Source organism: Aquibacillus salsiterrae (genome assembly GCF_028416595.1).
Classification (GTDB): Bacteria; Bacillota; Bacilli; order Bacillales; family Amphibacillaceae; genus Aquibacillus_A; species Aquibacillus_A salsiterrae.
The window spans coordinates 26,411-42,449 of the sequence record NZ_JAMQKC010000018.1 but is presented as its reverse complement, the minus strand read 5'-3'; the positions used below and the strand labels follow the sequence as shown (position 1 = coordinate 42,449).

11 protein-coding genes and 1 riboswitch are annotated in these 16,039 nt (G+C 40.0%); of the genes, 2 read left to right on the top strand and 9 right to left on the bottom strand.

What is annotated here, in order from left to right; genetic code table 11:
* Positions 1–364: 364 nt before the first annotated feature.
* Positions 365–489, bottom strand: a riboswitch (TPP riboswitch).
* A 101-nt stretch (positions 490–590) separates the two neighbouring features.
* Positions 591–1,934, bottom strand: a complete 1,344-nt coding sequence (locus NC799_RS14280) for a hemolysin family protein (RefSeq protein ID WP_272447114.1) — start codon at positions 1,932–1,934, stop codon at positions 591–593.
* A 278-nt stretch (positions 1,935–2,212) separates the two neighbouring features.
* Between NC799_RS14280 and NC799_RS14275 the strand changes: the two genes are divergently transcribed.
* The gene (locus NC799_RS14275) at positions 2,213–3,178 is read left to right on the top strand and encodes a cation diffusion facilitator family transporter (RefSeq protein WP_272447113.1); all 966 of its coding nucleotides are present in this window, start codon (positions 2,213–2,215) and stop codon (positions 3,176–3,178) included.
* Between the two features lie 340 nt (positions 3,179–3,518).
* Here NC799_RS14275 and NC799_RS14270 read toward each other — a convergent pair whose 3' ends face one another.
* From NC799_RS14270 to NC799_RS14235, 8 genes are all read right to left on the bottom strand, one after another.
* Positions 3,519–4,247 carry a LutC/YkgG family protein gene (locus NC799_RS14270; RefSeq protein ID WP_272447112.1) on the bottom strand — a complete coding sequence of 243 codons (729 nt, stop codon included), beginning with the start codon at positions 4,245–4,247 and terminating at the stop codon, positions 3,519–3,521.
* A complete protein-coding gene (locus tag NC799_RS14265) occupies positions 4,231–5,664 on the bottom strand; it encodes a LutB/LldF family L-lactate oxidation iron-sulfur protein (protein ID WP_272447111.1) in 1,434 nt (477 codons plus the stop codon). Before NC799_RS14265 ends, NC799_RS14270 begins: the two co-directional genes overlap by 17 nt.
* Positions 5,664–6,389: a (Fe-S)-binding protein gene (locus NC799_RS14260; protein WP_272447110.1), complete on the bottom strand. Its 726-nt coding sequence runs from the start codon at positions 6,387–6,389 to the stop codon at positions 5,664–5,666. Before NC799_RS14260 ends, NC799_RS14265 begins: the two co-directional genes overlap by 1 nt.
* 386 nt (positions 6,390–6,775) lie before the next feature.
* A complete protein-coding gene (locus NC799_RS14255) occupies positions 6,776–7,537 on the bottom strand; it encodes a DeoR/GlpR family DNA-binding transcription regulator (RefSeq protein WP_272447126.1) in 762 nt (253 codons plus the stop codon).
* A gap of 109 nt (positions 7,538–7,646) precedes the next feature.
* On the bottom strand, positions 7,647–9,719 hold the full coding sequence (locus NC799_RS14250) for a bifunctional aldolase/short-chain dehydrogenase (RefSeq protein WP_272447109.1): 2,073 nt from the start codon (positions 9,717–9,719) through the stop codon (positions 7,647–7,649).
* A 186-nt stretch (positions 9,720–9,905) separates the two neighbouring features.
* The gene (gene rhaA / locus NC799_RS14245) at positions 9,906–11,159 is read right to left on the bottom strand and encodes an L-rhamnose isomerase (protein ID WP_272447108.1); all 1,254 of its coding nucleotides are present in this window, start codon (positions 11,157–11,159) and stop codon (positions 9,906–9,908) included.
* Between the two features lie 15 nt (positions 11,160–11,174).
* Positions 11,175–12,584, bottom strand: a complete 1,410-nt coding sequence (gene rhaB, locus NC799_RS14240; protein WP_272447107.1) for a rhamnulokinase — start codon at positions 12,582–12,584, stop codon at positions 11,175–11,177.
* A gap of 480 nt (positions 12,585–13,064) precedes the next feature.
* Positions 13,065–13,658, bottom strand: a complete 594-nt coding sequence (locus tag NC799_RS14235) for a TetR/AcrR family transcriptional regulator (protein ID WP_272447106.1) — start codon at positions 13,656–13,658, stop codon at positions 13,065–13,067.
* A gap of 864 nt (positions 13,659–14,522) precedes the next feature.
* Here NC799_RS14235 and NC799_RS14230 point away from each other — a divergent pair.
* Positions 14,523–15,980, top strand: a complete 1,458-nt coding sequence (locus tag NC799_RS14230; protein ID WP_417006691.1) for a DHA2 family efflux MFS transporter permease subunit — start codon at positions 14,523–14,525, stop codon at positions 15,978–15,980.
* The last annotated feature ends 59 nt before the right edge of the window (positions 15,981–16,039 follow it).

Sequence of the window (16,039 nt, the reverse complement as noted above, 5' to 3'; positions counted from 1 at the left end):
CAGCTCCGACAAGCGTAAGACAAGCCTTGTAATGGCGCTCTTTGCCATGGAGAGGATTGACTTACGACCTCGAGGAGCTAGGCGCCGGAGCTAGACAAGAAAAGCGTAGGCGCCTTGATCAGCTCCGACAAGCGTAAGACAAGCCTTGTAATGGCGCTCTTTGCCATGGAGAGGATTGACTTACGACCTCGAGGAGCTAGGCGCCGGAGCTAGACAAGAAAAGCGTAGGCGCCTTGATCAGCTCCGAAAAGCGTAAGACAAGCCTTGCTTTTTCTTGCAACAAAAAAACCACTTTCTCAATAGATAAGAAAGTGGTTGTATTGGAAATAAATAGTATGTACACATACAAAACCATACACATACTGGATCCGCAACTCCACTTCCCTACGCCGGTATCAACCAGATCAGGTTCTAAGGGTCTTAAAGCATTCACTTTAATCTCAACCTCTATGCAAGTTAAACTTACAGAAGGTCCCCCTAGTGGAAGATAATTACTAATTCAATTTTCATATTTATAATAACACGATTTAAAAAGAAGTCAACAGGAGGACAAAATTCTTTATTTATGTTAACGTTTACAAATAAAAGGATTAACTTACATGATGCTGTTCTTTACTTATCTCTACCAACTTTTCTTTCTCATCAATCTGCTTAAATTCCAATAATTTAATTCGATTTTCCTCGGTCTCTAAAATTTTGACATCAAAATCGTCCAGTTCAATTGTTTGACCGACTTTTGGAGGATTTTCGATCTTTGTCAAAATATAGCCACCAATCGTGTCAATTCCATCAATCTCTTCTAAGTTTAAACTCAACTCATCATTTACTTGATCAATCAGGACACCTGCATCCACACGAATCTTATCCTGATACTTCCTTATCGGCTCAACCTCATTATCATATTCGTCTTGGATTTCACCTACGATTTCTTCTAAAATATCCTCAATCGTAATTAGCCCGGATACTCCTCCATATTCATCCGTGACAATCGCCATTTGATAGTGGCCTTTTTGCATTTCTTTTAATGCTTGTTTTATCGGCCTCATCTCATATATTTTCGGTATGTTCCTTATTACTTGTTTGAGGTCAACTTCTTGACCATCTTCGTCCATACTATATAGGTCCCTAACATTGATAAACCCTAATATATCATCCCGGTCTTCACCACAAACAGGGAACCGAGAGTGTTTACTTTCCTTAATATAAGCGATATTTTCTTTCCTATCGTTTTCAATATAAATGATATCCATATCTTTTCGGTGTACCATGATTTCCCGAACAAAACGATCGTCAAAATCAAAGATCTTTGTCAGCATCTTTTGCTGCTCTGGCCCTAAATCAGGACTTCTTGAAAGAATCATTTTAATTTCTTCTGTAGAATGTGCTTCCTCCTCATTTCTAGAATCTACTCCGACTACCTTCAGCATGACATCAGTAGACTTCTTTAAAACCTGAATAGGTAGGTAGGTGATTTTACAAAATATATATAGCGGAAGAGCAACCATTAGACTAACATTTTCATTTTTTTGAATGGCCCACATTTTCGGCACCTGTTCTCCAATCGTAATGTGAAGATAAGTCGCAATCGAAAATGCAATGACAAAGGAGATGGTTTGAACAACAGTAGCAGAAATGTTAAGCTCCATAAAGCGAAAAGCATTTTCGATTAATACCGCAATCGACGGTTCAGCAATCCAACCAATACCTAGCGATGTTAACGTAATTCCAAGCTGAGCTGCTGCTAAATGCATATCCATTTCATCAACAACTTTTCTAACAAACTTTGCTCTTCGATTGTTTTCCCGCTCTAGTTGTTCAATTTTTGTTGGTCTTATCTTCACAATCGCAAATTCCGCTGCAACAAAAAAGCCATTTAACAAAATCAACGAAAACATTACTACAAAAGATAATATACTGACCGACTCGCCTTCCAAGAAAAATTCCCCCTTAACAACGTTTGAAATTTTAGCACCAGGTCAACCATGTACTTGCCCATTTGCCTCATATTCCTTTTTACTGGTACTGTATTTAACATTTTACCATAATAGATCACCAAATTTAATTAATTTTATGCTGTTTTCGAAAAGCTTATTGCTATTAACGCAGAAAAAGAAAGCAACAGAAACGACGAATAGGTTTACATCAAATAGTCAATGATAAACTTGATATGTAGGACGTGTCCGTAAAACACTTAATTAAGGGGAAGATAAGAGTGCAAGATTCTATAATTAGCATAGTAAAAAAGGGAAACAAATCATCTGGAATTGCTATGATTGGTAATGCTATTATTGCAGCATCGAAATTCATCGCTGGGGCGGTTAGTGGAAGTGGTGCAATGTTCGCTACAGCTATGCACTCGTCAGCCGATGCCGTCAACCAGGGCTTTGTATACATTGGAAGTATTTTAGCAGAAAAACAGCCTACAACTAGGTTTCCAACCGGATTTGGCCGAGTCATTAATATTTTTTGTATGGTTGCTGTTATTGTTGTAACAATCATGGCATATGAAACAATCCGGGAAGGATGGCACCTCTTACAAGAGCCAGAAGGTTCAGAAGGAGGTGGCTTTCTACTCAACTTACTTGTGTTATTTCTCAACATTACCGTTGATGGAGCGATTCTTATTAAGGCAATGAAAGAAATAAACATTGAATCACGGTCGAACGCAAAGGGACTTGGGATTGTACGAGGAGCGTTTAAAAATGTCGGTAGAGCAGCTCCCCCAACACGACTTGTATTTTACGAAGACCTTGTCGCTGTTACAGGTGCATTGTTAGCCTTATTTGCTGTAGTTGTTATTTCCATCACCCACTTTGAACTCCTTGATGGCTTTGTCACGATCTTAATCGGCTTGCTTATGATTGCTGTTGCCTTTCGCGTCGGTTATGACAACATGGTTGGTTTAATCGGCGTTGCTGCACCAAAAGATATTGAAGAGCGTGTAGCGAATATGATTTTTAAAGATGAAGACGTGACCGATATAAACAAAATTAGAATTCTCCAAGAAGGACGTTACTACCACGTTGAAGCATTAATTGAGCTAAGAGAAGGGCTATCCTTAGCCGTTGCAGATGATATTAAATTCCGCGTCCAGGACAATCTTCTCTCAGACCCTGACATTTCTGACGTCGGAATTAGTATCATCGAAGACAACGGTGTACTTGACTGGAAAAAATAATAAGAAAAGCGTAGGCGCCTTGGTCAGACCCGACAGGCATAAGACAAGACCTGACGTGGCGGTCTTTGCCACAAAAGGGATTGACTTATGACCCCGAGGGGCTAGGCGCCGGAGCTAGACAACAAAGAAAAGCGTAGGCGCCTTGGTCAGACCCGACAGGCATAAGACAAGACCTGACGTGGCGGTCTTTGCCACAAAAGGGATTGACTTATGACCCCGAGGGGCTAGGCGCCGGAGCTAGACAATTTTTTTATCTTTCTTATCTTGTAAGAAAAGCGCAAGGCACGCCAGCAATTCTCAAGGCTTTCGTAAACCTTGGGAATTGCTACTATACTATATTTTATCGGTCTTCAACGACTACATATGTCGCCTTGATTGGTCCGTGAACACCAACAACTAAATTCATCTCGATATCAGCACTATTACTCGGACCAGTTATGAAATTAACACACGACGGAACACGTTCACCACCGCTAACACGATTGTGAATTTCTCTAGTTGCTTGGGACATTCGTGGTACAAGTGTACTTTTTGGCACAATCGCAATGTACGTTGCAGGAAGGAGACTTACCGAGCGCCCCTTTCCTTTATCACTAAAAAGAACGACCGTACCAGATTCTGCTAATGTTATGTCACTAAAGGTAATCCCTACGTCAGCCTTCTCAGCAAAGTGAAGACTCTCTGCCCCGTTGGATGAATTCCACTTTTGAACATTAATCCCTCGTTCTTTCCAAGCTTCAAATGGTTCATCTAACTGAAAACTACCAAATCGCGGATCGTCCCATGTGATAACTGATTTTCCACCGTAATCATCAATAACATCAAATAGTGCTTTTGCTAAATCTCGTTCCTTTGTTCGGATTAATTTCGTATGAATCGATTTGCACTGCTCCTCCAACACATCAACAAGCTCATTCTCAGATAGTCCGGCAAGCACATCCCATTGGACTTGATGATGAAAGTTAGGGCGTTCCACTCCTTTTGATCGTCGCTTTCGACCAAGCTGGGTCGCAATAGTATCTAAGAAAGCCTCTCTGTTTTCAATCATACCTTTAGGCACCTTGACCATCTCCTTTGTTGCGCTTGTTAAACCAATCTCTGAAGCGTTCTTTGGCCGGTGATGGAAGGTCACGAGAAGAAGTCCAACCCTTTATCGGCCCCGGGCCATTGGAAATAACCCCATCCTTCACGAACGGCGTCGAAAGAAACGGCGCTGTCTTCGTAGCAATCTTAAAAAGCTGCGCAGAACCAGCTAATTGACCAAACGCCTGCATGGCAATCCGTTCAGCCAAACCAGATTTTTTTTCTTCCTCCGCAATCTTTTGGCGGTGCTGAATTAAATGTTTATGGAGTGGAATTTTAACCGGACAGACCTCCGTACATGCACCACATAAGGAGGAAGCATAAGGGAGCTCTTTGTAATCATCATATCCACCTAACAAAGGAGTTAAGACTGCACCAATTGGACCAGGATAAATCGAACCATACGCATGCCCACCAACATGACGATAGACAGGACATACATTGATACAAGCAGCACAACGTATACAATGAAGCGCCTCTTGGAACTCGGTACCAAGAATTTTCGAACGCCCATTATCAACAATTACTAAGTGAAATTCCTCTGGTCCATCAACTTCCCCTTCGATTTTAGGACCAGTTAAAGCGGTTACATAACTAGTTAATTTCTGACCGACTGCCGCCCGTGTTAACAAACTAACCACTACATCAAGATCCTCCCAGGTCGGCACAATCCGTTCCATCCCCATCACAGTTACTTGTGTCTTTGGGAGCGTTGAAACCATTCGTGCATTGCCTTCATTTGTCACTAACGCAAACGAACCCGACTCAGCAATGGCAAAATTGCAACCAGTAATACCTACATCTGCTGCTAAAAATTCCTCGCGAAGTTTTTCTCGAGCAAACAAGGTTAGCTCTTCAGGCTTTTCCGATTTCGTATAGCCTAGTTTTTCCTTGAAAACATCACGGATTTGCTCTTTGTTTTTGTGTAACGCAGGTGCAACAATATGCGACGGTGGGTCATGGTCATCGATTTGTAAAATGTATTCCCCGAGGTCTGTTTCAACTACCTCACAACCATTTGCTTCTAGAATATCATTTAAGGCAATTTCTTCGGTCACCATCGATTTTGACTTTGCAACCTTTTTGGCACCTTTCTTCTTGATGACATCACTAACATATTGGTTAGCTTCCTCTGCTGTTTTGGCAAAAAAAACATGGCCACCGAGCTCTGCTACTTTATCGGTTAATTGTTCCAAGTAATAGTCCAAATTTTCCATCGTATGCTGGCGAATTTCTTGACCAAGGTTACGCCACTCTTCCCATTCCCCAAGCTCTTCAGCAGCCTTTGCACGATTAGTTTGCAACCTTCCCTGCGCAGAGCGAACTGCCCCTCGCATAAAACCATCACTCAGACCTTTATCAACTCGACTCGAAAAGTTCTTTTCGCCAATATGCATCGGCATTAGCTTTCACCTCGACTATTCAAAATCTCTGCAATGTGCATCACTTTAATTGGCTTTTTCTCACGGTTAATCCTGCCACCAATATTCATTAAACAACCACCATCTGCGCCTATTAAAAACTCTGCTTCCGTTTCTTCAATATGGTTTACCTTTTCATCGACCATCTGCTGTGAAATGGTCGGCATTTTCACTGAAAAAGTTCCACCGAATCCACAACATGCCTCCCGGTAAGGTAAATCAATCATTTCTAACCCTTTTACGTTACTTAGCAATTTTAGCGGGGCTTCTCTGACATCCAAAAGACGTGTCATATGACACGATGTATGATAGGTTGCTTTACCATGAAATTCTGAGCCAGTATCTTCAATTTTTAATACATCAAGGAGAAATTGGGTTAATTCGTATGTTTTCCCCTTTAATTCCTTTGCCTTTTGTTGCCAAACCGGATCGTCTTGGAACAATTCCTCATACTCATGAAACATATAGGCGCACGAACCAGATGGACTAACGACGTATTCTGCATGTTCAAAGGTTTGAATCATATGCTTGGCTGCCTTTTTAGTACTTTCTCGGTAGCCACTGTTGTAAGCCGGTTGGCCACAGCACGTTTGTGCATCTGGAAAATCAACTTCACAGCCAAATCGCTCTAATAACTCCACAGTTGCCTTTCCTGCATTGACATAAAACACATCACCAAGACACGTTATAAATAAGGAAACTTTCAATTTGCTCCCTCCCCTTTATTCCAATGAGATTATATTCCCTTCCAAGCTGTTTTTCCCCTTAAATCAGGAACATACACTTTTTTATGTTCCTAAAACGCTATATTCTTTAACCCATTGGGAACATACTTTTTTTATATTACTGACTTATCAACCTCTACTAGGTTTTTTGTAACGAAAATTCTTTTATGTTACCAATACGGTCTATCTTCAGTCTCTATTGGGTAAATAAAGCCGTTTACGTCACCAAATTAGTTACATTAACGAATAAAAAAGTCACATAAAAGCATTTATGTTACTAATTGGCCAACATCTCTATATCAGTAGGCACATAATTTTTTATACGTTATACAAAATCATTATTCTCATATATTTCAGTAAAATAACAACTACACCTTCATCAAATTCAACGATCTATCCATTATCTTCTCAACTGTTATAGAATCAACTTTGCTATCGGTAATAATATGATCAATCGTTTCTAATCCACTTATCCGCGAAAATGCCTGTACACCAAATTTACTATGGTCAATCATGATATATACCGATTCTGTAATATCCATCATTTGTTTCTTTATCCTTGCTTGTTGCTCATCGGATTCACTAATTCCTCGGTCAAGGTGTAGTCCTTTACAAGAAATAAAAGCCTTATTAACGTGGTACGAATCTAAAGCAGTTTCTGCTAGTGGTCCTACATATGCCAATGAATCAGGCAATAAAACTCCACCTGTAGATATAACAGTGATTTCCTTTTTCGCACTTAATTCCATCGCTACTTTAATTGAATTGGTCAAGACAGTAATAGGTTTATTCGGAAGCGCCTTCGCCATATACCAAGCGGTCGTACTTGCATCCAAAATAATTTTGTCTCCTACTTCAACATGTTTTACGGCTTCAAGTGCAATTTCTTTTTTTTCTTTCACATTCATAACTTCTCGTTGAGAGTAAGGTAATTCGATATCATCTTTTGATTGAATACTGACCGCACCACCATGACTACGAGCCAGTTGTTTTTCTTTTTCAAGCTTTTCTAAGTCTCTCCGAATGGTTTCTTCGGTAACAGAAAAAATATTACTTAATTCCGTCACGCGGATGCTTTTTCTTTCGTTGACTAAGTCAACGATCTTTTGTTGTCTTTCAGCAACAAGCATGACATCTCCTTCTTTCTTCACCATTAACTTTATATCCCCTATTATATCGTAATTACTTGAATACCGGATAAGAAGTTTCAATGAACTCCCTATCCGGTATGTTAAATAATTATCTAGTAAATGCAGCAGCTACCCCACCATCAACAGTAACCATACAACCTGTTGTTTTAGCCGATTTTTCTGAAGCTAGGAATGCAATTGATTCTGCAATGTCTTGCGGCAAGATATTCACATTTAAAATCGTACGCTTACGATAATGTTCTTCTAGATCATCCGCTCCGATACCGTAAGAGGCAGCTCTTTCCTCTTTCCATGAAGAATCCCAAATTTTAGAACCACGGATAACCGCATCAGGGAGTACGGAGTTTACACGGATTCCATACTGACCACCATCAGCTGCCACAGTACGCGCTAAGTGAACCTCAGCAGCTTTTGCTGTACTGTATGCTGCAGCATTTTTACCAGCATAGATGGAGTTTTTCGAACCAACAAACACCATGTTTCCACCAATCGCTTGTTCCTTCATTAATTTAAATGCTTCCCGCGCTACTAGGAAATATCCAGTTACAAGTACATTTATATTTAGATTCCAACTATCCATCGTTGTTTCTTCGAATGGACTAGAACTGGCCAAACCTGCATTGTTAACGATAATATCTAAGCCACCATACGTTAAGATAGATTGTTGAATAGCCTCAGCTACCTCTGCTTCGCTAGTTACATCCATTTTCACTGCAATCGCACGGTTCTCACCAAAACGCTCGTTAATCTCACTAGCAAGTTCTTGTGCACCCTCTAGGTTAATATCAGCGACAACAACATGGGCTCCGTCTCTGACCAAACGAATACACGTTACACTACCAATACCACCAGCACCACCCGTTACAAAAGCAATTTGCCGAGAAAAGTCAGCTTCCGGTGGAGCAAGGCTAAGCTTATAAAGTTCAAGTGGCCAATACTCGATAGCATAAGACTCTTCCTCATTAAGCGAAACAAAGTTACCAAGTGTCGTAGACCCACGCATAACAGCAATTGCTCGATGATAAAGTGACTCACTTACGTTAGCTGCTGTCCAATTTTTACCGGTATTGATCATACCTAGACCCGGGATTAACACAACACGTGGTGCTGCTTCTACCATTTTGTCTCCATCTGATTTATTACGATTGAAGTAAGCCTCATACTCTTCTTCAAAAGCAGCGATACCCGCTTTAACACTTTCAACTAAACTATCAACATCATTAGTGCTAGGATCCCAATCAACAAACAAAGGTGTGCGCTTTGTATGTACTAGGTGATCTGGACACGCTGCACCAATTTTAGCCAGCTCTTGTGCATCTTGGCTGTTGACAAAGTTTAATACTTCTTCACTATCATCAAACGTCACAATCATTTTCTTGTTTGAACTTACCTGACCACGTACGACAGGAAGTACTTTTGCCAAAACTTCTTTTCTTACATCGGCAGACAAAGCTTTGTACTTCGAACCACCAAAAAGTATTTTACCAGTAGCTTTTGCTTCAATATAATCTTCTGCTTCTTGAATGATAGAAATTGTTTTGTGATAGCTTTCTTCCGATGTTTCTCCCCATGTAACAAGACCATGCTTCTCCATAATTACGAGCTCCGCATTAGGATTATTTTGCACACCTTCTGCAATCATTTTTGATAGTTTGAATCCAGGACGGATGTAAGGAACCCAAACAAAACGATCACCATATATTTCTTTTGCAATTTCTTTTCCATTATCTGCACAAGCGATACTTATGATAGCATCTGGATGTGTGTGGTCTACATGTTTGAATGGTAAAAATGCGTGCAACAATGTTTCAATTGATGAGCGTGGATGCTTGGCATCAATCATACAGTGCGCAAGATAGCTAACCATATCCGCATCGGACATATCTTCCTTTTCCATTAACGGACGAATATCTTCCATTTTAAGTCCTGTGAAATTTTTTGCTTTCATTGTTGCAAGGTCAGAGCCACTACCCTTCACCCACATCACTTCGATATCATTACCACGAAAGTCCTTTTCGATTGATTTCGTCGACGTGTTGCCGCCACCCCAGTTAGCAACAGATCTATCAGACCCTAATAAATTTGAACGATAAACCAACTGATCTAAACCACTTTCTACATTCCCCTTATTCTTATCCCATTTGTTTTGTACCAATGTCATTTCCTCCCCGTTTATTCGCTAAACACAGAATAACACACATTTGTTTATTTTTGAACAGTTTTTGAATACTTTTGTTTTAGATTATTTAATAATTTGTTTTTGTTTGGATTTCTGATGCAAACAACTCAAAAACAGTCCACAGACAAAAACCTAGTAGCATAAACTACTAGGCTCCACCATCAAACATTACCTTTTCGAAAGTACTTCCTTCTCATATGTCTTCACTTCATCCAACCAAGCTTCTTTTACAGGAACTTCCATTTGCTCACAATAGTAATCCCAAATTGCCCCAAATGGATAGGTCTTGAACTCCTCAAACAATGCTAGGCGGTCAGTAAAGTTACCCTCCTCTTGGAATTGTTTTAATGTATCATTTGGTAGAAGTAACGCATATAACAACGACTTTATCATGTTACGTGTTCCAATTGTCCATGCGGCAACCCGGTTAATACTAGCATCAAAGAAATCAAGTCCAATCATCACTTTATCCAATGCATCGTTACGAACAATTTCTAGGCCAATTTCTCGTAATTCGTCATCAAGCACAATAACATGGTCACTATCCCAACGTACAGGTCGAGATACGTGTAATGCTAGCTGGTCACTATAAAGTAACATCGCAGAGATTTTATTCGAAACTACTTCTGTTGGATGATAGTGTCCTGTGTCAAGCAAGCAAAGCTTATTGTTTTTGAGTGCATATCCCAAGTAAAATTCATGGGAACCTACTACATACGCTTCAGAACCAATCCCAAACAACTTACTTTCTACCGCATCGATATTATATTTCTCATCAATTTCTTCTTTAAAAATCTCATCCAATGAATCTTTTAATCGTTGTCTTGGTGTTAAACGATCACTCGGAATATCCTTATATCCATCTGGAATCCAAATATTAGTTAGTGCAGGGGTACCTAGTTCCTTACCGAAATACTCGCCAATTTTTCGGCTAGCAATACAATGCCTAATCCAGAAATCGCGAGTTTCCTTATCTGGATGGGCTAGCGTTAAGCCATCCTCCGCTTTTGGATGGGAAAAAAGTGTTGGGTTGAAATCTAAACCAATTCCATGTTGCTTTGCCCAGTTTACCCAGTTCTCAAAGTGCTCTGGCTTGATTTCATCTCGTTCGACCACTTCACCATTTGTTTCCCCGTAAATGGCATGCAAATTAATGCGATGCTTCCCAGGAATAAGTGATAACGCTTTTTCAATATCACTTCGCAATTGTTCCGGATTGGTAGCTTTCCCAGGGTAATTACCAGTTACATCAATCCCACCTGATAATTCTTGTTGATTGACTTCAAATCCACCAATATCGTCCCCTTGCCAGCAGTGAATAGAAATCGGTACACTCTTTAATTTTTCCAGCGCTTCTTCTACATTGACTCCCCATCTTTCATAATCTAATTTCGCTTTTTCAAAGTTTTCTTTAACAGACATGTAATTTCCTCCCGTTTATGCCGTTATGGCTTGATACTTTTTCATTTCAAAGGATTGTTTAACTAAGTTTCTCGCTTCGTTTATATCGTCTATGTCACCTAGTGCTAGCAGCTGGGCAACGATATTCCCGATTGCAGTAGCTTCGACAGGCCCAGCTACTACTTCCTTGTTAGTCGTATCGGCAATTAGTTGATTTAACATTTCATTTTGACAGCCTCCGCCAATAACGTTGATTGTTGCAAATTCTGTTTCATAGATTTCTTCAATTTGATTAATCGCTGTTTGGTAGCTAACTGCTAGACTATCAAACACACACTTTGCCACTTCACCAGGTGTATTTGGCACATCTTGATTCGTTTCCATGCAATACTTTTGAATTTCTTCAATCATGTTATCTGGCTTTAGGAAGCGGTCATCATCGACATTAACTTTTGCTGAAAAATTATTCGCTTCATTGGCAAGCTTAACAAACTCGGCAAAATCATATTGATCGTTATAGTTTCGTTTCACTTCTTGAATCATCCAAAGTCCCATGATGTTTTTTAAAAACCGATAACGATAGTCTACCCCACCCTCATTGGTGAAATTGTAATCCAGTGCTTTCGTTACACAAATTGGGAACTTGTTTTCGACACCAATAAGCGACCACGTTCCTGAGCTAATATAAATCGTGTTATTTACTTCTGGTACTGCTAGCACTGCAGAACCGGTATCATGAGTAGCAGGTAAAATGACCTCCATGTCAAAGCCGAATTCTTCGACCAATTCTTCCCTTAAGTTTCCTAACTTTGTTTTTGGAGGCAAAATAGCTTGGAACATCTGTGTGTTAATGCCTAGCTGATTGAGTAACTCGATATCCCATTTTTTCGTGAACGCATTGACTAATTGCGTAGAGGTTGCATTCGTATATTCATTCACCTTCTTACCTGTTAGCAGAAAATTAAGATAATCCGGTATCATCAGAAATGACTTGGCCTTTTGTAATACTTCCGGTTGATGCATGTTTAAGTAATAAAGTTGGTAAATTGTATTAAACTTTTGAAACTGAATACCTGTTTCCAAATATAATCTTTCTTTACTTACTTTTTGGAAAACCTCTTCCATCATCCCGTCTGTACGTGGGTCACGGTATGCAACAGCATCTGTTAACAGCTGATCGTTTTCATCAAGTAAAACAAAATCGACAGCCCACGTATCAATCCCGATACTTACCGGGGTAAACCCCTGGCTCTTACACCGACCAATGCCTGTTTTAATTTCTGAAAAAAGCTTCTCGATATCCCAACAAAAATGGCCGTTCTTTTCAACTAACTTATTTTCAAATCGATGAATTTCCACTAGCTGCAATTGACTATTTTCGATATAGCCTGCAATTAGCCGTCCGCTCGATGCACCAATATCAATTGCTATACTGCATTTGCTCATACCCTCACCCCTTATTGAAAGCGTTTTATACCACTATAGTAAAGGATTATAGCAAAATAATAAATATCTTTATTCATCGTATTTTTTGTCCTTATTTGCAAACAGTCTACAGGACATTTTTAAATTGATTGCGAATCCAAACTAGATTTAGATTATTCGGCAGTTCATGTTTATCGTCATTAACGAACCATTACGACCGAGCTTTTTCAAAAAGGATAGGTGATTTATTGTAGATTTCCACTATATATTGAAGGAGATATGTAGACTGACCCTAAGCCCCTTACCAAATTACATCGATCATAATTCAGAAAAGCTTATGTCTAAAGGAGAGAAAATTGTTTGCCGAAATTTAACTGGTTGGCATTTCACTTGGTACTCCTAGGAACCTTGTGCATTGGTGTCGCCGTCGCCCTTTTTAGGCTTAGGTGTCAGTAGTTTCATGGAATTGTCATTTGGCTTGTACCAGCACCTGATTAGAACCTAAACCTCCATCAAGCGTTGATGAATTAAATAAAATTGCTTAGCTAAATAGGCTGGTGTATAAGGCATGCCGTTCCGCAGCCACGCTTCAATCGTACCAATTATCGCGGCTGAATCATACCACAATAAAATATCCTTTTGAATTTCTGCCTTTTGAATGAAGGAGTTACTCCCCTTACTATCTATCCTCATCACCATCCACCGTGTTAAAAATGTTACTAAACGATCTTTAAAAATCGGAATCCCCCTCGAACCAAGGATCGTTTGATAAAACTTGGCATTTTCCGCTACATGGCAAAGGAATTTCTCCAGCATTTCTAGATTTTGTTCATGATTAGACTCTGGAGCAGCTGCCGGTTCTCCTAAAACTTCAGAAATCTCGTCAATCATTTCATCAGCCAACTTTTCTAGCATATCGGAAATATCGTGATAATGGTGATAGAAAGTTACACGATTAATGGTAGCCCGTTGCGCAAGACGGTTTACAGTGATTTTTTTTACATCCACTTCTTGTAACAGTTCAATTAGAGCATTTTTCAACATATACCGCGTTCGAACAACTCGTAGATCTGTTTGTTTCCGTTGGTCCTTCACTAACTCATCTCCTCTTTCTATTAAGAAAAGCGCAAGTCGCGACTTACCCAGCCTAAGGCAAGCTAAGTCAAGCCTCGTAATGGCGGATGAGCGGGATTCGCTCTTCCCTGTCCGAATTCACCCTCAATTCGGACTCAATCAACTCAGATTCGCTCTTCCCTGTCCGAATTCACCCTCAATTCGGACTCAATTAACACAGATTCGCTCTTCCCTGTCCGAATTCACCCTCAATTCGGACTCAATCAACTCAGATTCGCTCTTCCCTGTCCGAATTCAACCTCGATTCGGACTCAATCAACTCGGATTCGCTCTTCCCTGTCCGAATTCACCCTCGATTCAGACTCAATCAACTCAGATTCGCTCTTCCCTGTCCGAATTCACCCTCGATTCGGACTCAATCAACTCGGATTCGCTCTTCCCTGTCCGAATTCAACCTCGATTCGGACTCAATCAACTCGGATTCGCTCTTCCCTGTCCGAATTCACCCTCGATTCGGACTCAATCAACTCAGATTCGCTCTTCCCTGTCCGAATTCAACCTCGATTCGGACTGGGTGAATGCTGAGATTTTTTATTAAGAAAAGCGCAGGGCGCCTTGCTAGACTAAGGCAGACATAAGACAAGACCTGACGTGGCGCTCTTTGCACAAAGATTTTTTGCTTCTTTTAAAATAAACAACACCATGATTTGAAATGTCTTATTTATCTTTGTTAATCAACACACAGCCTATTTATGTTAAATATTTAACACATTCTATCCATCTGTATGTTGTAACTACCTTTTTTTACTTTTATAATTTAATTTATGTTTTGTAAATTATACTACACTTTGTAAATTATCAACAACTAGGAAAGGATGAAAAAGTGTGAGTAGTAATACGACAACAAACACCACTGTAATCAAAAAAGGACCTGTCTTGTCAATAATGATTTTAGGTGCCTTCTTTACAATCTTTAACCAAACAACGATGACGATTGCCTTGCCCACCTTGATGGAGGATTTTCAAATCGAGGCTTCGACTGGCCAATGGCTTACTACTGGATATATGTTAGTCAATGGTGTACTTATACCGGTGACCGGCTTCTTAATGAAGCGATTTACGACACGCCAATTATTCCTAACATCCATGTTCATTTTTCTAGCCGGAACGCTAGTCTCTGCTGTTGCAACGACTTTTCCTATCTTACTTACTGGAAGACTCATACAAGCAGCGTCAACCGGAATAACAATGCCACTATTAATGAATGTTGTGTTGACCCTTTTCCCACCACATAAACGCGGGACGGCAATGGGTACAGTCGGCCTGGCAATTATTTTCGCTCCAGCTGTCGGCCCAACACTGACAGGCTACGTTTTGGATGTGTATCCATGGAAAATCTTGTTTTATGGGCTAATACCATTTATTATCGCACTCATTATCTGTGGGTTTATTTTTCTTAAAAACGTCTCAGAAACAGACCAAAGTAAACTTGACTTTATTAGTCTTGTTTTGTCAACGATTGGATTTGGGGGGCTTCTTTACGGATTTAGCGAGGCAGGCACTGAAGGTTGGTCTAATCGTGAAGTAATCCTTTCTCTTACTATTGGTGTCCTAGTGATTGGTCTTTTCACCTGGAGACAATTGGTTTCTAGCAAACCATTCCTAGATCTTCGTGCCTTTAAATATCCTATGTTTTCCTTAACGACGATCATTAATTCCATCATCACAATGGTCATGTATGCCGATATGATTCTCTTACCATTGTATTTACAAAATGCCCGTGGTTTTACTGCTTTAGAGGCTGGTGTACTCATGTTCCCTGGTGCACTTTTGATGGGATTGTTAAGTCCTGTAGTTGGAAAACTATTTGATCGTTTCGGAGCAAAATGGTTATCCGTAATCGGGATTACTATTATACTAGTTACAACATACGGTTTTACCACTTTAACCGATGCAACCAGCTATCAATACCTTATTTGGATGTATGCAGGTCGCCGAATTGGAATGGCTTTATTTTTAATGCCGATTCAAACAGCCGGACTAAACCAATTACCAGCAAGTTTACACGCCCACGGAACAGCAATTTCCAACACAGCAAGACAGGTAGCAGGCGCAATTGGCACTTCGTTGCTCGTGACGATCATGACAAACCGAACAAAATCACATTTTGAGGAAATTATCGCAGGGGCTGGTACGAATGGTGGAACAAAAGCACAAATGGTAATGGAAGCATCCATCCAAGGAATTAATGACACCTACTTTGCTATCATCATTATAGGAATCATCAGTCTATTATTATCTTTCTTTATCAAACGTGTGGAGCAGGCGCCAGAAATTCAGTAACCTTTAGGCTGGAAATTAATTTTCACTTTATTTACTATTTAAAGAAACAATTTAACAGT

What these genes read in the sequence shown, in the direction of transcription:
- NC799_RS14270 (WP_272447112.1), bottom strand. Translation starts at nt 4,247, where the DNA reads ATGGTCAAGGTGCCTAAAGGTATGATTGAAAACAGAGAGGCTTTCTTA.
- NC799_RS14265 (WP_272447111.1), bottom strand. Translation starts at nt 5,664, where the DNA reads ATGCCGATGCATATTGGCGAAAAGAACTTTTCGAGTCGAGTTGATAAA.
- NC799_RS14255 (WP_272447126.1), bottom strand. Translation starts at nt 7,537, where the DNA reads ATGCTTGTTGCTGAAAGACAACAAAAGATCGTTGACTTAGTCAACGAA.
- NC799_RS14250 (WP_272447109.1), bottom strand. Translation starts at nt 9,719, where the DNA reads ATGACATTGGTACAAAACAAATGGGATAAGAATAAGGGGAATGTAGAA.
- rhaA (WP_272447108.1), bottom strand. Translation starts at nt 11,159, where the DNA reads ATGTCTGTTAAAGAAAACTTTGAAAAAGCGAAATTAGATTATGAAAGA.
- rhaB (WP_272447107.1), bottom strand. Translation starts at nt 12,584, where the DNA reads ATGAGCAAATGCAGTATAGCAATTGATATTGGTGCATCGAGCGGACGG.